General features: G+C 70.1%; 17 protein-coding genes and 1 CRISPR repeat array. Of the genes, 6 read left to right on the top strand and 11 right to left on the bottom strand.

Going from position 1 to position 20,545, the window contains the following annotated elements; genetic code table 11:
- Positions 1–576, top strand: coding sequence for an imm11 family protein (locus NR810_RS39215; RefSeq protein ID WP_257460115.1), 576 nt, complete (start codon positions 1–3; stop codon positions 574–576).
- 30 nt (positions 577–606) lie between these two features.
- Here the strand turns inward: NR810_RS39215 and NR810_RS39220 are convergent, their stop codons facing one another.
- Both NR810_RS39220 and NR810_RS39225 read right to left on the bottom strand, forming a co-directional pair.
- A complete protein-coding gene (locus NR810_RS39220; protein WP_257460117.1) occupies positions 607–1,854 on the bottom strand; it encodes a sensor histidine kinase in 1,248 nt (415 codons plus the stop codon).
- A gap of 21 nt (positions 1,855–1,875) precedes the next feature.
- The gene (locus NR810_RS39225; RefSeq protein WP_257460118.1) at positions 1,876–3,282 is read right to left on the bottom strand and encodes a sigma-54-dependent transcriptional regulator; all 1,407 of its coding nucleotides are present in this window, start codon (positions 3,280–3,282) and stop codon (positions 1,876–1,878) included.
- 59 nt (positions 3,283–3,341) lie between these two features.
- Between NR810_RS39225 and NR810_RS39230 the strand changes: the two genes are divergently transcribed.
- Complete coding sequence (locus tag NR810_RS39230) at positions 3,342–4,970, top strand: serine/threonine-protein kinase (RefSeq protein ID WP_257460119.1); 1,629 nt, start codon at positions 3,342–3,344, stop codon at positions 4,968–4,970.
- A gap of 8 nt (positions 4,971–4,978) precedes the next feature.
- On the opposite strand, the gene NR810_RS39235 is transcribed toward NR810_RS39230, so the two are convergent.
- Genes NR810_RS39235 through NR810_RS39245 form a run of 3 tightly spaced genes read right to left on the bottom strand, consistent with a single transcriptional unit; the run spans position 4,979 to position 7,923 of the window.
- On the bottom strand, positions 4,979–6,322 hold the full coding sequence (locus NR810_RS39235) for an HAD family hydrolase (protein ID WP_257460120.1): 1,344 nt from the start codon (positions 6,320–6,322) through the stop codon (positions 4,979–4,981).
- A gap of 60 nt (positions 6,323–6,382) precedes the next feature.
- Positions 6,383–7,045: a GNAT family N-acetyltransferase gene (locus NR810_RS39240; protein WP_257460122.1), complete on the bottom strand. Its 663-nt coding sequence runs from the start codon at positions 7,043–7,045 to the stop codon at positions 6,383–6,385.
- Positions 7,046–7,095: 50 nt separating this feature from the next.
- Entirely contained in the window at positions 7,096–7,923 is an 828-nt protein-coding gene (locus tag NR810_RS39245; protein WP_257460123.1) for an alpha/beta fold hydrolase, read from the bottom strand.
- 70 nt (positions 7,924–7,993) lie between these two features.
- Between NR810_RS39245 and NR810_RS39250 the strand changes: the two genes are divergently transcribed.
- From NR810_RS39250 to NR810_RS39260, 3 genes are all read left to right on the top strand, one after another.
- Positions 7,994–8,914, top strand: coding sequence for a hypothetical protein (locus tag NR810_RS39250; protein WP_257460125.1), 921 nt, complete (start codon positions 7,994–7,996; stop codon positions 8,912–8,914).
- 606 nt (positions 8,915–9,520) lie between these two features.
- Positions 9,521–10,912 (top strand): hypothetical protein, encoded by a 1,392-nt coding sequence (locus tag NR810_RS39255; protein WP_257460127.1) that lies wholly within the window; start codon positions 9,521–9,523, stop codon positions 10,910–10,912.
- A 207-nt stretch (positions 10,913–11,119) separates the two neighbouring features.
- Positions 11,120–12,727 carry a CotH kinase family protein gene (locus NR810_RS39260; RefSeq protein ID WP_326522538.1) on the top strand — a complete coding sequence of 536 codons (1,608 nt, stop codon included), beginning with the start codon at positions 11,120–11,122 and terminating at the stop codon, positions 12,725–12,727.
- Between the two features lie 7 nt (positions 12,728–12,734).
- Here NR810_RS39260 and gloA read toward each other — a convergent pair whose 3' ends face one another.
- Entirely contained in the window at positions 12,735–13,121 is a 387-nt protein-coding gene (gene gloA, locus NR810_RS39265) for a lactoylglutathione lyase (protein WP_257460129.1), read from the bottom strand.
- 5 nt (positions 13,122–13,126) lie between these two features.
- A complete protein-coding gene (locus NR810_RS39270; protein WP_257460130.1) occupies positions 13,127–13,870 on the bottom strand; it encodes a hypothetical protein in 744 nt (247 codons plus the stop codon).
- Positions 13,871–14,016: 146 nt separating this feature from the next.
- On the opposite strand from NR810_RS39270, the gene NR810_RS39275 reads away from it, so the two are divergent.
- Positions 14,017–14,502, top strand: coding sequence for a RebB family R body protein (locus tag NR810_RS39275; protein ID WP_257460133.1), 486 nt, complete (start codon positions 14,017–14,019; stop codon positions 14,500–14,502).
- Between the two features lie 9 nt (positions 14,503–14,511).
- Here the strand turns inward: NR810_RS39275 and NR810_RS39280 are convergent, their stop codons facing one another.
- The 4 genes from NR810_RS39280 to NR810_RS39295 all read right to left on the bottom strand — a co-directional run bounded on the left by NR810_RS39280 (position 14,512) and on the right by NR810_RS39295 (position 19,737).
- On the bottom strand, positions 14,512–16,182 hold the full coding sequence (locus NR810_RS39280; RefSeq protein WP_257460135.1) for a ligand-binding sensor domain-containing protein: 1,671 nt from the start codon (positions 16,180–16,182) through the stop codon (positions 14,512–14,514).
- Between the two features lie 221 nt (positions 16,183–16,403).
- On the bottom strand, positions 16,404–18,950 hold the full coding sequence (locus tag NR810_RS39285) for a VIT domain-containing protein (RefSeq protein WP_257460137.1): 2,547 nt from the start codon (positions 18,948–18,950) through the stop codon (positions 16,404–16,406).
- A 192-nt stretch (positions 18,951–19,142) separates the two neighbouring features.
- Entirely contained in the window at positions 19,143–19,493 is a 351-nt protein-coding gene (locus tag NR810_RS39290) for a DUF2019 domain-containing protein (protein ID WP_257460139.1), read from the bottom strand.
- Between the two features lie 112 nt (positions 19,494–19,605).
- Positions 19,606–19,737: a hypothetical protein gene (locus NR810_RS39295; protein WP_257460141.1), complete on the bottom strand. Its 132-nt coding sequence runs from the start codon at positions 19,735–19,737 to the stop codon at positions 19,606–19,608.
- Between the two features lie 147 nt (positions 19,738–19,884).
- A CRISPR array of direct repeats spans positions 19,885–20,346; the repeat unit is 36 nt; unit sequence TGTTTCAACCCACGCCCCGCACCGAAGAGCAGGGCG.
- Positions 20,347–20,545: the final 199 nt, after the last annotated feature.

A 20,545-nucleotide genomic window follows, 5' to 3' on the forward strand; every position in this document is an offset into this window, starting at 1 on the left:
ATGGGCGAATCCATTCGATATCATGAGCTGTTTTTCGACTCACGCATCCGAGAGCAGTGGGTCCTGTCGGATCCCATCGACGAGTATGGCGAGGAACTCGACCCCTGGCAGTTCTTCGGCGGACACACCCTCGCGTTGAGAGGGACGCCTCGAATACCCCTGGCTGCTCCTGGGCGCGCGCTCGACTTCAGCTTCACGACGCTCAGCATCCCCATCGTTCATGGCCGGCTCGTTCCCCTCTTCGAAGGTCTCGGTCTCCAGCAACAGATACAATTCATCCCGGTTGAGGTGGTGGGCCAGACGGCGCCCTACTTCATCGCCAACGTTCTTCGCATCATCCCCTGCATCGACGATGCTCGGTGCGAGAGGGTTGAATATTGGAAGCCCGAAGACGGAGCACCTGACAGGGTAGGCGACTACCGCCTTGTCAGGGGCTTACGTATTGATACGAGCAAGGTGGGTGATGCCGACATCTTCCGGCCCAATGGATGGAGTTCCGTCCTTCTCGTCTCCGAGCGTCTCAAGCAGGCACTGGATGACCCTCGGCTTGGAGGGATCCGCTTCACCGAAGTCTGAGATGACGGGATGGGAACCGGGCCGCCAGACTCACACCCGGGTCATCGTCAGCCGGGCCAGGGACGTGCGGCCCGCGATCGTCGTGTCGCGTCCGGGCAGCCACACGGTGACGGTGGCTCCTCCGCCCTCGCGGTTCTCGATGCGCAGCCGCCCCCGGTGCGCGTCGATGATCTCCCGGCACAGCGCCAGTCCCAGCCCCGTGCCCTTCTCCTTCGTCGTGTAGAAGGGCAGCAGGGCGTTCTGTAGCACCTCGGGCGTCAGTCCCCGCCCCCGGTCGTGCACGCGCAGCCGGAAACCTCCCTCGGCCTCGTCGACCTCCAGCGCCACGGACTCGGGCGGCCCGCCGGACTCCTGGGCGTTCTTCAGCAGGTTGATGAGCACCTGCTCCACCTGCGCCGCGTCGAACCATCCCGGCTTGCCCGGCGGCGGTGCGAAGGTCGCCTGGGGATACAGGGCCTGCAACCCCGAGAGCAGCCGCGGCCACTCGACCACCCCCTGCCGGGGGCGCGGCAGCTTGGCGAAGCGCGCATAGCCATCCAGGAAGGTGCGCAGGTGCGTGGTGCGCTCCTCGAGCGTGTCCAGCACGCGCGCCAGCTTGCCGAGCTGTTCGGGGTTCTGGGAGATGAGCCGCGCCGAGTGCAGCAGCGAGGAGATGGGCGCCAGCGAGTTGTTCAGCTCGTGGCTCATCACCCGGATGACCTTCTTCCAGACATCCACCTCCTGGCGCGACAGCTCCTGGGTGAGGTGCTTCACCATGAGCAGCGTGTGCGGCTCGCCGGCGAAGTCGAAGTCGCGCTTGGACAGGTGGAACGTCTCGCTCTCCTTGTTCACCTCCACCGTGAAGAGCTCGTCGCTGTCCGTGAGGAGCGCCTGGCGCAGGGCCGCGGGGGCGGCCTGGAGCATGGAGAGGAAGTTCTGCCCCTCGACGGCGCGGCCCTCGAAGAAGAGCTCGCGGGCGGTGGCGTTGGTGAAGGCGATGTGGCCCGAGTCGCCATACAGCACGATGGCCATGGGCACGCCCTCCACCACGGTGCGCAGCAGCTTCCCCTGTCCGGCGGCCTGGGCTCGCACGGCCCACGCCAGGAGGCCGAGTCCCAGCAGCACGCCCAGGCCCGCTCCCACGAGCGTCCACACGGCGGAGCCGGTGGTCAGTGCGAGCGTGGTGCCGGGCAGCACCGCGAGGACGAGCGCCGCCGCTCCGGGTGCCAGCTTGCGCAGCAGGGGCGGGACACGGCGTGTGGAGGTGGAGGACGCGGGGACGTTCTTCGAGGAGAGCACGAGAGGATTCCGGAAGGAGGATCAGCCCTTGAGACGGCGCTCCACGCTGAGGCCGAGCCGCTCCATGCGCCGGTAGAGGGCTTGCCGGCTGAGGCCGAGCTGGGCGGCGGCGCGCGACACCACGCCCTGGGCCTCGGCGAGCGCCCGCTCCACGGTGGCGCGCTCCTGTGCCTCTTCCTCGGAGAGCGCGGCGGGAACGGGGGCGTGCTCGGAGGCGGACTTCTCCGGCTGGCCGGCCTCGGACAGCCCGAGGTCCGCCGCCTCCAGGGTGGTCCCCTTGCGCACCAGCACCGCGCGTTGAATGCGGTTCTGCAACTCGCGCACGTTGCCCGGCCAGTCGTGGGCCAGCAGCGCCTGGCGCGCGCTGGCGCCCAGGTGCAGCGCCTCGCCCTCGGGCTGGAAGTGCTGGAGGAAGTGCTCGGCGAGCACCGGTACGTCCTCGGGCCGGTCCTTCAGCGCGGGGAGCTTCACCTCGATGACGGCGAGCCGGAAGTAGAGGTCCTCGCGGAAGTTGCCCTCCTGGATGGCCCTGGGCAGGTCCACGTTGGTGGCGCTGATGACGCGCACGTCCACCTTGCGCGTCACGTTGCTGCCCAGCCGTTGGAACTCGCCCAGCTGCAGCACGCGCAGCAGCTTCGCCTGCCCGGCCGGGGACAGGTTGCCAATCTCGTCCAGGAAGAGCGTGCCGCCATGCGCCTCCTCGAAGCGGCCCACGCGCAGCTTCATGGCTCCGGTGTAGGCACCGGGCTCGGCGCCGAAGAGCTCGGCCTCCAGCAGCTGGTCCGGCAGCCCGCCGCAGTTCACCTTCACGAAGGGTCCGGCCTTGCGGCGCGAGTTGGCCTGCACCATCTCCGCCACCTGCTCCTTGCCGGCGCCATTGGGGCCGCTGATGAGGACGGGCACGTCCGCGGGGGCCACCTTCACCACCAGTGAAACCACCTCGTGCATGGTGGGGCTCGCGTAGATGACGCCGCGCAGGTCGTGCTTGCGCGCCAGCTCCGCCCGGGCCCTGGCGCCCCCCGCGCGCAGGCGCGTGTTCTCCAGCGACAGCTCCCGCAGCCTCATCAGGTTCTTCACCGTGTTGACGAGCTTGGTGTCGTCCCACGGCTTGGCCTGGTAGTCGCTCGCGCCCTCCTTGATGAGCTGCACCGCCATCTCCAGCGACGTCCACGCCGTCATCGCCACCACGGGCAGGTCGGGATCCAACCGCTTGATGTCCCGCAGCAGTTGGAGTCCCTCGTGACCGGAGGTGGTGGCCTCGGTGAAGTTCATGTCCTGCACCACCACTCCCACATCCTCCGCCGCTACCAGGTCCAGCGCTTCCTGGGGCGAGCTGGCCACCAGCGTGGGCAGTCCGTGCAGATCGAAGAGGACTTCCAGCGCGGTGCGCACCGCCGCCTGGTCGTCCACGATGAGCGTCTTGAGCATTGCGGTGTCACTGTACACTGCCAGACAGAAGGAGGGGTTTGAGCTAAGTTGTCCGCACCATGAGCGAAGTGCTCCCTCCCTCTCTCGGTGCCGCGGCGGGCCTGCCCGCGCCGTCCGTGTCCTCGAGCCGCACCGAGGATGGGCGTGCGTTGCTCCAGGAGCGGCTGGGGTTTTTCGGGAAGGTGTGCTTCCTCATCGACCTGCTCTACTACCCCCTGTTCCACCTGGCGATCGCCCTGGATCCCCGGGTGGACCTCCGGACGGCGCTCAAGAGCCTCTTTTCCTTCGAGGCGCTGGGCGAGTACTCCGTCTTCGGGTGCATCTGGCTGCTGTGCCGCACCGGCAGGCGCTCGTGGAAGGCGCTGCGGGCCATCGAAACGGTGGGCGTGCTGCTGATGGGCACGGTGGTGGCGAGCTGGCCCTTCCTCCACCCCTATCCGGTGGCGGGCATCTACGAGATGTTGCTGGCGTTGGTGGCGCTCCTCAGCCTGCGGGCCATCCTCGTGCCGAGCAGTGCCCGGCGCACGCTGCTGCTGAGTGGTGGCGCGTGCGGCATCGGGATGCTGTCCACCCTCGTCGCCATGCGGTTCCGCGACGCGGCGCCCCTGTCGCCCATCAGTCAGGTGCTGCTGGCGCTGTGCTGGTTCTTCGTGGCGGTGGCGTTCAGCACGGTGGCCACGGCGGTCATCTACGGGCTGCGCAAGCAGGTGCGCGACGCGCACAAGCTGGGGCAGTACACGCTGCTGCAACGGCTGGGTGCCGGAGCCATGGGCGAGGTGTTCCTGGCCAGCCACGCCCTGCTGCGCCGCCGCACCGCCATCAAGCTGCTGCGCGCCGACACGGATGGCCAGGGCCTGGAGCGCTTCGAGCGCGAGGTGCAGCTCACCAGCCAGCTCACCCACCCGAACACCATCGCCATCTACGACTACGGCCGCACCGCGGATGGGCTCTTCTATTATGTGATGGAGTACCTGGAGGGCGTGGACCTGGAGGGGCTGTTCACGGCCACGGGCCCGCAGCCGCCCGCGCGCGTCATCCACATCCTGCGTCAGGTGTGCGGCGCGCTGGAGGAGGCGCACGGCCTGGGGTTGCTGCACCGGGACATCAAGCCGGCCAACCTCTTCCTGTGCCGGCGCCGGGGCATGCCGGACCTGGTGAAGGTGCTCGATTTCGGGCTGGTGAAGCAGCTGGGCAATCCGAAGGACGTGGCGATCACCCAGGGCAGCGTCATCACCGGGACGCCGCTGTACATGGCCCCCGAGGCCATCTCCACGCCGGAACAGGTGGACGCGCGGGGGGACCTCTACTCGCTGGGCGCGGTGGGGTACGCGCTCCTCACCGGCACCCATGCCTTCAAGGGCCGGAGCGTGGTGGAAATCTGTGCCCACCACCTGCACACGCCGCCGGATCCCCCGGAAGTGCGCGCCGGGCGCGAGCTGCCGAAGGACCTTTGCGACGTCCTCCTGCGCTGCCTGGAGAAGAAGCCCGAGGCCCGTTACGAGGGCGCGCGGGCGCTGCGGATGGCGCTGGATGCATGCGCGGACGCCGGGCGCTGGACGGAGGAGGACGCCGAGCGCTGGTGGATGGCGCACGGCGCGCGGGTGGAGGTGGCGCGGTCCCGGCGGGATGACCCGACGCTCGCCGGGACGCAGACGCTGATGGCGGACCTGGCCAGCCGCGCGGCCTGAGCGGGTGGCTACGGCAGCGCGTACACCCGGTCCTCGTAGTCCTGGGTGAAGGGGTTGCCCGCCTCGTCGACGAGGGGCTGTCCGGCCGCGTCCTTCGCGGTGGTGCAGGGGTAGCGGGTGCCCTGGGCGCGAGGCTGGACGAACATGGGCTGCACCAGCCACCGGCCTTGGTGGTTCGCGTAGGCGTTGCACATCAGCTGCACCTTGTTGCGGTTGATGGCCAGCTTGAGGTGCGTCGCGTCCTGCACGAAGGCGAGGTCCGTGTCCGAGTCCCCCGCCGCGAAGACCTGGCGCCTGGCCGCGTCCGGCTGGCGGGGCAGCTGCTTCTCCACGGGCTGGTGGAAGATGACCTTGTTGATCCAACAGCGCTTGCCCTGGTCGTAGGTGATGAGCGAGTCCTCGCCATCGGCCACGGGGCCGCAGCCCCGCAGGTGCGCCGTCACCCGCCCCTGGGAGTCCGTCATCGGCCGGATGCCGATGACCCGGTTGGGCTTGATGCCGGCCAGCGACTCGGACACGGCGTCGATGACGAACTGGGGCGAGGCGGTGACGACCCAGACGTCGAAGCCATTGGCCTGCAGCGTCTCGACGAGGTCGACCATCTCCTCGTACACCTGGACGTGGTAGGCGAGCCCCGGGGTGGTGCCCACCGTCTGCGTGGTGCCCGGCGGGTTGAAGGCGTTCTCGGCGTAGGCGGAGCGGGCGAAGGCGCGGAGCTCCTCCGGCGTGTAGCCGGCCTGGAGCTGGGCCACCCAGGCATACGCGGTGTTGAGCGTCAGCGTCACCGGGTTGTTCCAGGCGGCCTTGCCCGCGTGCGTCTTGCCTCCGTTGTAGATGCTGACGAGCTCGTCCGCGCAGCCGGTGTGGCGGCTCGTCTCGAGGGGCGCACCGGGCTCGGCGGCGGTGTCGCAGGCGCTGTTGAGGGCCGCCCGGGCCTCGGGGGTGAGGTGGGGGCTGGTGGTGCTCCAATCCTTGTCCGCGGGCTGGCGCACCTTGTCGTGCCGGAGCATCCAGAAGAAGGTGGCGTCCCCCAGGTCGTTCTTCACGAGGGTGTTGTCCCAGTCGAACACGGCCACGGGGCGGTTCTTCGGGTCGAACGCCGGGCTGGCGATGCCCAGGGTGGAGATCATTTCATTGAGGCGGGTGCGGTTCTCCGGGAGCCACCGGCCGATCTTGTCGTCCAGGAGGCGCACCGGTGTGGGGACACCGTCCTTGCCGCCGGGGCCCTGGGGGCCCGTGGCTCCATCGGGACCTTGTGGACCCGTGCAGGCGAGGACGGCGCTGGTGAGCCATCCGGCCAGGGCGAGCGTGGGACGGCGGAACCCCGAGGGGCTTCGGCGGGTGGACGTCATGGGACTTCTCCTGAGGGGCTGGGCTGCGGGGTCCATCACCGCGCGGAGCCCGGTCCGACGTCAACCTGGCGGCCTCTGCTCGTCTGGGGAGGGCGGGCGAGCGGGCCCCAGCACGGTCAGTGCCCCCTGGGCGGCGAGCGCCAGCAACAGCAGCAGCGGGTTCCACTTCCTGCGAGGCGTGGAGGACAGCGGCACGGTGATGCGGAGCGTGTCCTCGTCCTCCTCGTGCATGCCGTCGGGGAGGAGCCGGTTCAGCAGGCGGATCATCGCGGCGTTGCCCGGCTGGATGTGGCATTCGAACCGCTCCACTCCCCGCTCCCGCGCCGCTTCCATGAGCCGCTCCAGCAGGATGCGGCCGAGCCCCTTGCCCTGGGCCGCGTCCACCACGGTGATGGCGGCCTCGGCCACGTCGGAGGAGGGGGCCAGACGGATGAACCGGGCGATGCCCAGCCCGCGCTCCCGGCCCTCGGGCCCCAGGCTCACCGCGCCCAGCGCCAGATGCTGATCCCCATCCACCGTGGTGAGGTAGCGCACCTCCTGCTCCGAGAGCCGTGACTTGGGGGCGTGGAAGCGTCCGATGCGCGAGCGCGGTGAGAGCCGTTCGAAGCCCTCCAGGAGCAACTCCGCGTCGCGCGGCTGGACCAGCCGTAACTCCACCTCCGTCCCATCGGCGAGTGTCAGCCGCTCCCGCCACCCGGTGTCGAAGTGATGCCGTGGCTTCATCCCGAGGACCCCTTTGGGGATGCAAGCATCAGGGGTGATGCCGCACTGCGTCAAGGGGCCGGGGTGGGATGTCCCAGGAGGAAGTCGAGCACGGAACGGTTGAAGTCCTCGGGGCGCTCCAGGCTGGGCATGTGGCCCACGCCCGGGAGGGTGACGCGGGTGAGGGCGGCCACGCGCTGAGCGAGCACCTCGGCGTTCTTCAGCATGACCGGGTTGTCCCTGTCCCCCACCACGACGAGCACGGGCATGAGCAGCTCCTCGAGCCGGCCGTAGGCCACGGGTTCCAGGAAGCGGGCAGGGTGGGCTCCGGGGTTCAGGCCGGGCAGGTTCTCCACCGTCCACTGGCGCACCCGGGCAGCCACCGAAGGCTGGGCCATGGTGGCGGCCAGGTAATCACTGCCGAGCCAGGCCTCGATGAGGGCCTGGGGGTCCTTCTCCCGGCCGGTGCCCAGCAGGCGCGTGTACCAGGAGAATTCCTCGGGCGAGGGTGGGGCGCCCTGGATGCCGGGCGCGACGAGGACGAGACAGGAGACGCGCTCGGGAAAGGCCAGGGCGAAGTCGAGCGCGACGCGTCCCCCGAGTGAGTGGCCGATGACGTGGGCGCGGTCCATCGAGAAGCGGTCGAGCAGGGCGAGCAGATCCTCGTGGGGCGCGTGGGGTTGCCCGAGAGGGGCCTGCGTCTGGCCGAAGCCCCGCTGGTCGTAGCGCAGGGTGGTGAAGTGCCGGGAGAACGCTCCCATCTGCCCTTCCCACATGCGCAGGTCGAGCAGGCCACCATGGAGGAACACGACCGGGAAGCCATCGCCTTGGAGCTCGTAGTGCAGGCGGGCTCCATTCACCTCGGCGAAGCCCCGGAGGGGAGGAGGAGGAGTGGTCATGCCGCAGCCATAACACCGCGCGATTTCCTTGGGGAGACGCGGTAGTAGCGTCCGTCCCGAGGAACCTCCCATGCCCTACTCCGTCTGGTTGACATCCCATCGCCGCTACGAGGACGTCCGGGCCGGTGCGCCGGACCGGCTCACCCCCGACGAGCTGCGTGCCTGTCTGGACCTGCTTGCCCGCTCCCGTCCCATTCTGCGGGCTCGCCGGCCCGATGGAGCCACCTGGGTGTTCCGCGCGGACGCGGAGCCCGCCTCCGCTCCCTTGCTGTGGGCGGGCGTGCGGCCCAACAACGGTCCCCGGGCGGGGACCCTCCAACTCTCGGTGAGTGGCACCAGCGCCTTCTTCCTGGCGAACATGTTCGAGCTGCTCTCCCTCGCGGCCATCGTCAACGAGGAGCTGGGCCTGCGCGCCTTCGAGGGTGTTCACGGCCGGGAGGTGACGGTGGAGTCCCTCGGTGCGCTCACGGAGGCCCAGGGGAAGTACGCGATGGAGCAGGGGCGTTTGTGGCTGCAACGCCGCGAGCAGCTCCACACCACCCTTCGCATGCCCCTCGAGTTTCCCGCGGGTGGGCATGACGAGGGCCCCAACCTGCTGGCTCTGAGGCTGAAGCACCCGAAACCGCCACCGCTGACGGAGCTGCTGAAGGCCCCGCCGGAAGGCCAGGATGTGGAGCTGAAGGGGACACAAGGCGTCTGGTTCGACCGGGCCTCGGGTGAGCCCGTGACGTGGTTCCTTCGCAATCCCCACGCGGCGGACGAGCTGCTGATCTGGCCCCAATGGGGAGAGGCTCCCTTCGTACAGACGGCGCGCACCGCCTTCACCGCGGCCGAGCTGCTGCGGACACGGGCCGGAGGGCAGGTGCTCTGGAACGGCGAGCCCGCCACGCCGGAGCGTACGGACTGGCTGCGGCGCTACCCGGAGTTGCTCGGCGTCGAGCTGCTTCAGCTCGTCACCGCCGGCTGGGAGCCCGCTGTCCGTCAGCCGTAGGGCGCGGTTTCCCTCACGCGAGGGGCACGTCAGCCGAGGTCGGTGCCACTGTGTATCAGACCGTAGGACACAGGCAGGCGGGATGCGATGGTTCAACTGCCCCTTCACCAGGGTGACGGCCAGCAGCGCGTTGAGGGACGCGGTGATGAGTGCGTTGCGCATGCCGCGCTCACGGGCCCGCTGGGCGAAGGCCGTGCCCAATGCTTCCCGCGGGTGCCTCGCTGCGGGACCTCGCGAGGGCAGCAGCCTGTCCACGAAGCTCCAGTCCGGCTTGCACCCGGGCAGTGGCGGGGCGAGGCAGCGCGGAGACGTCACCTCATCGGCGATGTACAGGCCGCTGGCGACGAAGGTGTCCTCGAGCTGGCGGAACACCTCCCGGGCTCGTGCTTCGCCTCGCCGCGAATCCGCGTACACCCGCTCCAGGTGTGAAGGCCGCCGCACGAGCAGTACGGCCGAGTCCTCGTCGATCAGCTGTCCCCGCTCATCGCAGGAAAACGGCGCGGCTGATCCAACCGGGAGCCCTTTTCTCAAGAAATGGGCGAGCGCTCGCTCCGGTTCCGGGCCGGGTGGCCGGATGCGGCGCCTTTGGGACGTGAGGAGACGACATTGAAGACGACGACGCTTCGCAACCTCTGGGCGGCGGTGGTGGTGCTCGGCCTGGGGACGGGCTGTGGCAACACGGTGCAGGTGAAGGGGCGCGTGACGGACGGTGAGGGCACGCAGCCTCAGGGGCTGGTGTCCGGAGCGCTTCCGCTCGGGGGCTCGGGCACGGTGGCCGCGGCGACGCAGGTGCGCGCCAGCACCGTGGGGCCGGATGGCACCCTGACGGTGGTGGCCGAGGGCAAGCTGGAGGCGCAGGGCCAGTACACGCTCGATGTGCCCGCGGGTGAGGAGCACCTGGTGCTGCAGGCGGTGGACGCCTCCGGCCAGGTGGTGGCCTCGGCGCTGCTCGAGGCGACCGCCGAGGGCCAGGACGCGGTGGCGCCGCCCATGGACACGGAGAGCTCGCTGGAGGCCGAGGTCTTCGCGCAGATCATGGCGGACAAGCCCCAGGCGGAGACGGTGGACCTGGTGGACGTGCGCGCCCGCATCAACGCCCGCATGGCGGCGGCGGCGCGCGAGGGAGCCTCCACGAGCGAGACCTTCCGCTCGCGCGTGAAGGCGCTGGCGGACGCGGTGCGCGCGGCGCAGCAGGCCGAGCTGGAGATGTACGCCCAGGCGGGCGCCCAGACGACCCAGACGGCGCTCTTCCACGAGGAGCTCGCGGCGGCGGCGGCGCTGAACGTGGCGCTGGACGCGGGCGGCGCGGTGGAGCAGGCCTATGACAGGTTCCACGCGGACCTGCGGGCGGCGGCCGAGAAGCTGGGCGCGAAGGTGGAGCAGCAGGCGCAGAGCGAGCGCGCGGCGGGCGCCTCCTTCCGGGCGACGCTGAAGGCGCGGCTGTCCGCGGAGGACGCGAAGCCGCTGGTGGACGCGGCGGCGCGGGCCTCGGCGGGGCTGGAGGCACAGGCCTCGGGCGCGGCGCTGTCGGCCCTCCTGGCGGCGGCCAACGCGGCGGACGACGTGAAGCAGCAGGCGGTGACGGCGAGCACCACGCTGCGCACCCAGGTGCGCGCCTCCACGAGCGCGGCGCTGGCGGCGCAGGCCTTCGCGGGCTTCGGCGCCAGCGTGGCGGGCACCACGGACGTGCAGGCCTCGGTGCTGGGGCGCTACCTCGGGGTGACCGCGACGAACCAGCTCGCGGTGAGCGCGGCGGTGAGGGCCTCGGCGGCGGCGGCGGCCACGCTGGACACCACCCTGGACCTCGCGGCCTCGGCGGCGGTGACGGTCAGCGGCACCAACGTCACGCTGCTGGCCACGAAGACGGCCGAGGCCTACCAGGCCTACGCGTCGGCGGTGCGCGCGCAGGCCTCCGCGCTGTCGGCCTTCGGGGTGAAGGCGGCGCCCGCGGTGGAGCTGATGCTGGTGGCCGAGGGCTCCTTCCAGATGGGCCAGTAGGCACGGTGCCCGCGCGGGTCGACCTGCCCCGATGACGGAGACGCCCGCCCGCTCGCTCCTGGGGCGGGTGTCCTGGGTTCCCGCCAGCTCCGCTCCCAGGTGATTACTCCTCCCAGGACGTCAGGCGGGGGAGGGGACATGGGGGGCAGGGGCCGTTTCGTCCAGTGCGTACTGGTTCTGGTGGCATGTCTTGGGTTGCTGAGGTGCGTGCCCACGGAGGCGGAGGGCGGCTCTCCCGGCTCGGGAGTGGACACTTCCCCTCCCCTGGCTCCGATTACGCCGGCCCCTTCGGAGGGCACGCCGCCCGCTCCCGATACGCCGGCGCCGGACGAGCCGCCTCCACTTCCTCCGAAGCCGACCGTCTGTGCTCCGACGGGAGACGGTCCCCACTGGCTCCAGGAAGGCGAGCCGATCACCCTCCAGCTGCGTTGCGGCACGGGCCACACGACGCCCGACCTGCGCTTCACCGTGTCTCCGCTACCCGCCGGGGCCACCGTGGACGAGGCCCGTGGCATCTTCCAGTGGACGCCGGGAAAGGCCCAGGCGTCCGTGTGGCTGCTCACCATCACCGAGCGCGGCACCGGCGAGACGGGCGTGCTCAAGGTGGGCGTGGCCGACAACTGGCTGGCCCCGGGCAACATCCGGGAGTTGGACCCGGTCGCGTACACCGAGGAGTACGGGCTGCCGGTGATGCACCTCTCCTTCGAGGGCACGCTCACGGCCGGTGGCTACCGTCCCGCGCAGCTCGTCTACCGCGGGCACCGCTACGCCATCGAGGCCAAGTACCGCGGGGCCACCTCCAGCAGCTACCCCAAGCGCAACTACACCCTGAAGTTCTCCGAGGAGGACCCGTTCAACGAGCCGGACCTCGCCGGAGGCTTCACCGGCCGGCGCCGCGTGGTGCTCATCACCAGCTTCAACGACAACTCCAACATCCGTCCGAGGCTCGCCTTCGACCTGTGGAACCGGATGTCGCCGGACCACATCCAGGTGAAGACGTACAGCGCGGTCCTCTACGTGAACGGGCGCTTCTGGGGCCTCTTCACCGTGGCGGACCACGTGGACGAGCACCTGATGCGCCAGCACGGTCTATCCAAGGACGGAGACCTCTTCAAGGCGGTGGACGTGGACGCGAACTTCTCGCGGCTCGACGCGGAGGGCGTGCCCAAGCCGTCCCTTCATCAGGGTTTCGAGAAGTCCGAGGGCAAGCCCAAGGATGGCCAGGTCGGCGCCTATGACACGCTCACGGCCCTCATCGAGCGCATCGCCGGCTCGGACCGGGACACCTTCCGCGCGCAATGGGGCTCGTGGCTGAACACGCGTGACTACGAGGACTGGTGGATCTTCAATACGCTCATCCTCGGAACGGACTCGGCCTCCAAGAACGCGTACCACTACTACGACCCGGTGACGCGAGCGCCCTGGCGCTTCATCCCCTGGGACCTGGATGCGAGCTTCGGCCAGAACTGGGACACGCACCGGAGCTCGCCCACGGATCTGCCGGACTTCTCCGGACGCAACCTCCTCTTCGCGCGCATGCTGGCGGACCCCGCCATCGCCACGCCCCTGCGCGAGCGCTACCGGGCGTTGCTGCGAGGCCCCCTGAGCGAGGAGGAGGTGTTGAAGCTCATCGACGGCTACGAGCGGGAGATCGGCCCCGTGGCCCTGCGTGACGAGGCCCGCTGGTTCCAGCAGCACCGCTCCTTCGAATGGTGGAGCGACCGCACCGACTTCAACACCCACGCGCAGGAGGTGGAGTACATCCGCCAGTGGGTGCGCGAGCGCTGGAGCCTGCTCGGCCGGCGGCTGCCCTAGACAGGGCTCAAGAGCCCTGCTGGATGAGCTCCACCCGGTAGCCGTCCGGATCCTCGACGAAGGCGATGACGGTGGTGCCGTGCTTCATGGGACCCGGCTCGCGCACCACCTTGCCACCGGCCTTGCGGATGGAGTCACAGGTGGCGTGGATGTCCCGCACGCCCAGTGCGATGTGGCCGTAGGCGTTGCCCAGCTCGTACTTCGAGGTGTCCCAGTTGTGGGTGAGCTCCAGGGCCGGATGGGTGTCCTCGGGGCCGTAGCCGACGAAGGCCAGGGTGAACTTGCCGTCCGGGTAGTCCTTGCGGCGCAGCAACTGCATCCCGAGGACGCGGGTGTAGAAGTCCAGCGACTTCTCGAGGTCGCCGACACGCAGCATCGTGTGGAGGATTCGCATGGGCGTTACATAGCGGGCTGGCGCGCGCGTGTCGCGGCCTCCCAGGCCTGCAACCGCCGCTGCAGCGCGATGAGCGCCCAGAGGTCCGCCGGGTTGTCGGGTGCCACGCCCGCGAGCGCCCGCTCCAGGTGTGGCAGGGCATCCAGCTCGCCCCACTCGGACAGCCGGCGCAGGGCGGACAGGGAGGGGCCCACCTCCAGCGCGGCCAGCAGCGTCCGCACCACGCGCGGGCTGCGCTCCCGGCAGAGCCTGTCCACCGCCTCGTGCCGCTCCTCGAAGGAGGCGTGCGGGTCCGCCAGCACCGCGGAGAGCGCCTGGAACGTCTCCTCCGGGAGCAGCGGTTGGGGCGCCGGGTGTGGCCAGTGCTCCAGGGTGATGCCGGTGGTGCCGGCCACGCTGCTCTCTCGCTTCACCCCGTCCGCGCCGAACAGCTCCAGCAGCCGTCCCGGAGCGGGCTGGCCCGCGTCGAGCACCCGCTGCGCGCACTCCGCGAGCACGGCCGAGTGCCCGAGCAGGTGCAGGCGCAGCACGGACACCTCCTCGCGGGCGCAGGCCTCCCGCTCCACCCGCTTCCACTTCACGAAGACCTCGGCGAGGCCCCGCTCGTGCACGTACCAGCGGTACTCCAGCCACACGGCGCTCAGCCGCTTGTCGAAGCGCTCATCCTCGGGCTCGTACATCCGGGTGGCACCTTCCTCCGCACCTTGGAAGGAGGTGTCCAGCAGCGCCTGCACGTCGCTCAATCGCATGGGGGGCCTGGGACAGTGTGGCATGCCCGGGTGCCGAGGGAGAAGGCGGCTCGGAGGTGAGAGGTGTCTCGACGGATCCGCTCCGGACGGCTTTACTCCCCCTCTGGCGTGGCACCGCGGTGCCCTTCACTCCCAGGAGGAATTCGATGGCGGATAGCGACAACGTGGATCTGGCGACGCTCGGCGCCGAGGTGGAGCTGGTGCGGCTCGGGACGGCGGTGGCCCAGGTCCTGGCGAAGCTGAACGAGGTGACCGCTCGGCAGCAGCAGGGCATCCTGGATCTCGTCGTGGAGGCCCGGGTGGCGTGTGAGTCCGTCCGGGGGCCGGCGCCCGAGTCGAAGTCCGTCTCCCTGCCGCCCATCGAGCCGGCGCAGTCCACGGCCCCGGTGGAGGGAGACGCGCCCGAGTCCAGCGCGCCGTCCGTCCACCCCGACGAGGTGAGGGCGCGGGCCCTGGCCTCGGTGTACGAGGCGGCGGCACAGGCGCTCGGCCTGGCGTTCCACAACGCGGTGGCCAACCAGCAGCAGCTCAACGCCCTGGGGCAGGCGGCCCTGAGCCAGGCGGCCGTCCTGGTGCTCTCGTCCGGGTCCTCCGGCGAGTCGCACCCGGTGGGCGTCCTCAAGGCGGGCTGAGCCCGCGGTTCAGCGGTGGGAGACGGTGGCGGGGGCTCTCCAGTCCAACTGGGAGAGCCCACCCTCCGTGCCGAAGAGGGCCGTGTCTTCCTCCGCGAGGATGGAGTGCACGCGCGGGTCCGCGAGCCGGGGCAACGCTCGCACCTTGCCGCTCGCCGCGTCGTAGTGCGCCGCGCCCCGCAGCGTGCCCACCAGGGCCCCACCCGGTACCAGCGCGGTGGACACCACGTAGCGGCTCGGCAGGCCCTCGGCGTCGCGCACCCGGCTCCAGCGCTCGCCGTCGAAGTAGCTGAAGCCGTCCTGACACGAGCCCACCACCGCACGGCCCTCCCTGTCCGCGGAGAGCGCCGTCACCCAGTTGTCCGTGAGGTCCTTCCCATCGTGGAAGCGGCTCCACTGTGTGCCGTCCCAGCGCATCAGGCCTCGATCTTCACTCCCAACCCAGAGGTAGCGCCCGGCGCCGTCCGCCACCGAAGCGTGGGTGCTCCAGCCCTCCGGCGGTTGCAGCCGCTTCGCCAACTCGAGCGGCTGGCTCGCCGGCTTCACGAAGGACACACCGCGTCCGTCCACGAGGGCGACACCGTCCTCCGTGTCCGCCACCGCCGCCAGCACCGACAGCTTGCCGAGCGCCACCGGGTTGCGGCCTCCGTAGGCCATGGGGGTCCACGACTTTCCGTCGTGGAGGCCCAGCCCGTACATCGTGGCCACGTAGAGGTTCCTCCCGTCACTCGCGAGGCCCAGCACGTGGTTGCTCGGGAGGTTCGGCGCGCGGAACGTCCGCCACCGCCCATCGGGTAGCTCCCAGCACACGCCTTTGTCGAAGGTACCCACCACGCGCTGTCCCTGGTGCCACGTGAGCGCGGTGATGTGGTTGCCGCACAGCTGGCCCGTGGGCGTCACCCGCTTCCACGCCCCGCCCTGACGCCGGAAGACGCCCTGGTCACGAGTTCCCACCCACGCCACGCCCTTCTCCTCGAGCGTGCTCGTGGCTCCCGGGGGCAGTGCCCTGGGCTCGCCCGAGCTCGCGCCCCAGCGCCGTGACTCGCCCTCCGCGCCGAGCACCCGCGTCTCACCGCCCGTGCCCGTGGCGTACGCGAGCGGCCCCACGGGCACGGGGAGGGACACGAGCCCGTCTGGCCCCAGCATGAATGTGCCCTCGGTGGTGCCCACGCGCAGCGAGTCTCCCTCCTCCTCCAGCAGCCGCACCTGCCCTGGCACCGTCCACATGCGCCCCGAGGCCGGAGCCATCACCCGCCCATCCGCGGTGCCGAGATATCGCTCGGTGAAGGCCGTGTACGTGGGGCCCGCGGGCAGCCGTTCCGAGAGCCACCCGAGCGCCGCGCGGTACACCTCCGCGTTCATGCCCTTCGCCGCCGGCAGGGCGTACCATTTCGCCTCCACCACCGGCTCCACGCGCCAGCGGCCGTCCACCGCCACCACGCCCTCGTCCGTGGCGGCGAAGAGGCGGTCTCCCGCGACCTCCAGCGCGCGGCAGAAGTGGCTCGGCAGGCCGTCCTCCACCGTCAGCGTGCGCACCGGCCGTCCCCCGGAGGTGAAGAGCTCCAGGCCTCCCTCGGTACAGGCCACCACGTGGCCGTTGTACGAGGCGAGGTCATGCACCGTCTCGGTGTTGGTGACGGTGGCGGAGAGCAGGGCGGCGGTCAGGGTGGAGAGCAGCATGTGCGGGTCCTCGGGAGCAGGCGTCGTGAGCCTCCTCGCCCGGTTGCATTGCGAAGCGCGGGCCAGCGCGTAAGCCCTTGGAAACGCTTGGCCGCGTCTTCTCGTGGCCTCGGAGTGTGGCCGCGTGACAGCACCCATGTCCGGGAGGGCAGGGCCGTGGAGGACGGCCCGTGACCATCTCCTCCGCGGCGAAGGCCGGGGAGGCCCGGCTGTTGGAGGGACTACTCCTCGACGCTGAGGGCGACGCGCACCTTCTCGCGGCGCTCGAAGCGGTTGCCGGCGGCGTCCCGGGCCACGAGCACCAGCTCGTAGTCCCCGGGCCCGGTGCCGGCGGGCACCACCAGCTCCCGGGAGAAGCGCAGCCCATCGCGCGTCTCCAGGAGGAGCTGCTCGTCGCCGAAGAGCTCACCGTAGACGCTCACCTCCCGGGTGGCCTCCACCGCGTCCACCTCCAGGCGCAGGGCCTGCCCCGGAGCGAGCACGCGCGTGGACAGCGCCACCTCGAAGTCGTTGCCCTTGGAGTCCAGCCGGTAGCGCACCTCGCGGCGGCGCACCGTGCCGTCCTTCATCTCCACCGCCACCAGCACGTCGTAGTAGCCGTCCTCGACGAAGAGGGGCACCAGGAAGCGGCCCCGCCACAGGCCCGACGCCGTGTCGAAGGTGAGGGGCTTCACCAGGCCAAAGGGGAAGTAGGCCGTCACCCGGCGCGCGTTCCTCGGGGCGGCCACGGAGATGATGGGGTCCCCGGGCGGAATCTCCTCGCGGCTCAGCTCGCCGGAGACGGCCGCGTACGAGGTGCCTTCCGGCAGCTCCACCGGCACCAGCTCGCGCACCGGGTCGCCACCCGGCTGCGTGCGCGCCACCTCCTCCACCGCGACGAACGAGGTGTACTTGCTCATCAGCCGGTACTGGAGCGCCGTGGCGGTGATGGCCTGGACGACCTCGGGCTTCTCGCCGCGGTAGTTCTCCACCGACAGCTCCTCGATGCGCTGACGGGCCCACAGGCTGCGCAGCGACGCGTGCTCCGGCGCGGAGGCGGGGAAGGTGACGGGCACGTCGAAGTGGCGCTCCTGCCCGCGGACGCGGCCGGTGATGCGCAGCAGGCCCTCGCCCGAGCCGTGGAACTTGCCGATGAGGAACAGCGGCTGGCCGCTGAAGAGGTCCGGCATCACGCGCGGGTAGACGTCCGACACCGGCAGCCCGTCCGTGTCCACGCGCACCGACGTCAGCACGGGGCCGCGGATGCGCGACTCGAACTCCTGGGCCACCTCGGCCTCGGGGCGGCGGAGGTTGACGAAGGTGGAGGCGCCACGGCCCACCTCACCCATCTTGGCGACGAGGTAGCGGTTGACGTCGTTGCCCACGCCCACGCTGAAGACGCGCGTCTCCTCGCGCAGGTGCTGCTGGAGGGTGCCGAGCACCTGGTCGTCATTGCCGATGAAGCCGTCCGTCATGAACAGCACCATGCGCAGGCGGGCCGGGTCGTTGGCGGGAACCATGGCCTCCTGGGCGGCCACGCGCACGTCCGTGCCGCCGCCGCCCCAGAAGTTGGCCACGTAGGGCAGGGCGCGAGCCACGTTCTCCGGCGAGGCGGGCACCGCGGTGGGGGCGAACTTGGTGACCGACGTGTCGAAGTTGAGCACCTGGAAGGTGTCCTCGGGGTGGAGGTGGCGCAGCACCTCGGCGGTGATGGCCTTGGACTTCTCGATGGGCTGGCCGGACTGCGAGCACGAGGTGTCCAGCACCAGGTACAGCTCGCGAGGCACGACCTCCTCCTGCTTGGGCTCGAGCTGGGGGTTGAGGAGCACGAGGAAGTAGCCCTCGTCGGCGCCGGGCTCACGGTGCATGAGAACGGCGGGGCGGATGAGGGCGTCGGCGACGCGGTACTCCAGGGTGAAGGTCTTGTTGGGGATGCGGTCGTTGGGGGCGAGCTCCACGCGGGCGCGGCTGGGGCCCTCGCGCGACACCGTCACCTGGTGCGAGGTGGAGCGCAGCTCGTGCACGGGCAGTCCCGCGTCCAGGCGCACGGAGAGGCGGATGTCGCGGCCGCTGCGCGCCTCGGGTGGCAGAACGGGCGGGGTGATGCGGCTGGCGTCGGGGACGGTGGTGGTGTCGGGCGCGGTGCCCTCGCCCTGGCGGAAGGCCAGGGGCTCACCGCCGATGAAGCGTGGGCCCACCGTCATGGGGAAGTCGAAGCGGTACTTGCCGCTCTCGTAGACGAGCCGCTCCACGTAGTGGATGCGCACGCGGATCTCCTCCCCGGGGAGGATGTTGGCCACGGACTGGGTGAAGATGTTGGGACGCTCCTGGTCGAGCAGCGCGGCCGTCCTGCCCTCGGCGCGGGCGCGCTCGTAGGTGTCGCGGGCCTGCTCACGGGTCTGGATGACGCCACGGATGACGCGCTGGCCGATGACGAGCTCCATGGCATCCACCGCGGCCTTCTCCGGCAGCGGGAAGACATAGAGTGCCTCGAGCGGCTCGGCGTAGGGATTCTCGAAGACCTGGGTGACGGTGACGCTGGCGAGGAAGCCGCTCACCTCGGCGTCGACCTCGGTGTGCTTGAGGCTGAAGTGCTGGGGCTGGGACTCGGGGCAGCCCTGGGCGGAGGCGTGGTGGCGGAGCCTGGCCACGAGGGTGCCCTGGGTGATGGCGCCGGAGCTCAGGGGCGAGGCGGGAGCGGGGCAGGGCGTGTCGTGCGACTCTGGCTGTTGCGCGGAGGCGGGGACGGACAGAAGACAGACGATGAGCGCGGCGAGTGCGGCTCGCATGGGATTCCTCGAACGGGATGGGTACGGTTCGAGGGAATGCAGCCAGCGGGCCAGGGCTCGCGGCGCGCCAAGTACGCGGAAGGACTGGGGCGTGTGAGCGCCAGAGGCCCACTCTCACGAGGGCGGGGCATGGGGTGTGGTTGCCTGACCGCACTGGGCGAAACCCGGTTCAGATCATCAGCAGCATGGCATCTATGCCGGGTCCAAGGCCCAGGTGCCGTTCTCCCAGTTCTTCAACACCTGGGCAGCCTCGAACGCGGCGAGCCCCTCCCCCTTCGCCGCTGCTTCCAACACCGCCTTGGATTCTGCCGTCCGGTGGCGGAGCAGGCATGCGGCAGCTCCGACCCTCACATCCATCCGAGGGTGCTCCAGCAGCACTGCGAGAGCATCCCGCCCTGCGTCTCCAGCGGAGCGCAGTTTCTTGAAAGCAGCGATGTAACGATCAGCGTGCTCATCTCCGGTGCTGGTATCCCCGCGAAAGATGGCATCGGTCTGCGCGGCTACGTTTCGGGCGAACTCCTCAACAAGCTCCTCAATGGTCATCGCCAGATTCCCTTTTTGATGTTCTCGATGGCCTGCAACCCGAACTGACGCTGAGCCTCGAAGGACTGTGTGCTCAACCACTCTCGGACAGTCAGACTCTCGTGGACCCATTTCAACCCACGCCCCGCGCCGAAGAGCAGGGCGACTCCGCGAGCTTCTCGCCCTGGCGGACTCGAAGATGTTTCAACCCACGCCCCGCGTCGAAGAGCAGGGCGACGACGACCGGCGCTCCCATGAACATCACGTTCTGGTTTCAACCCACGCCCCGCTCTGAAGAGCAGGGCGACCGGACCGCACCGCCTCCTCGGGCGTCATGAGGGCGTTTCAACCCACGCCCCGCTCCAAGAGCAGGGCGGCATCCGGCTCCACGGTGGTGCACACGGGGACGGCCGGTCTCAACCCACGCCCCGCTCTGAAGAGCAGGGCGACGCGGACCGGGTACCATGGGGACAGCGCTGGACAGGTTTCAACCCACGCCCCGCTCCGAAGAGCAGGGCGACTCTCCCGGATGGCGCCCCGGAGGATGGCGAACTTGTTTCAACCCACGCCCCGCTCTGAAGAGCAGGGCGACGGGGCGCAGCCCCCTCGGCTTGTCGGTCTTCTAAGTTTCAACCCACGCCCCGCACCGAAGAGCAGGGCGACACGCGACCCACTTCCCGACTCCGAACTTCTCCTGGTTTCAACCCACGCCTCGCACCGAAGAGCAGGGCGACGCTCCAACCGGAAGGCGAATCCACACGTGCAAGTGTTTCAACCCACGCCCCGCACCGAAGAGCAGGGCGGCCTGCATTCGAGATGGTCACCCCCGAGCAGGCGATGTTTCAACCCACGCCCCGCACCGAAGAGCAGGGCGACTGGCGCAGGTAGCGGATCATGTTTCAACCCACGCCCCGCTCCGAAGAGCAGGGCGACCTTCTGGCGTAGGTGCGTATTCCGGCGAAGTGGAACACCCGTTCCGGGCGAAGTGGAACACCCATTCCGGCCATGTGGAACAGTCGGAGCGTCAGCGACGCTGGCCGGGGTTCACTTCGCCCCCTTCTTGGACCGGGTCA

Origin of the sequence: Archangium lipolyticum, assembly GCF_024623785.1 — a bacterium.
In the GTDB taxonomy this organism is placed as follows: Bacteria; Myxococcota; Myxococcia; order Myxococcales; family Myxococcaceae; genus Archangium; species Archangium lipolyticum.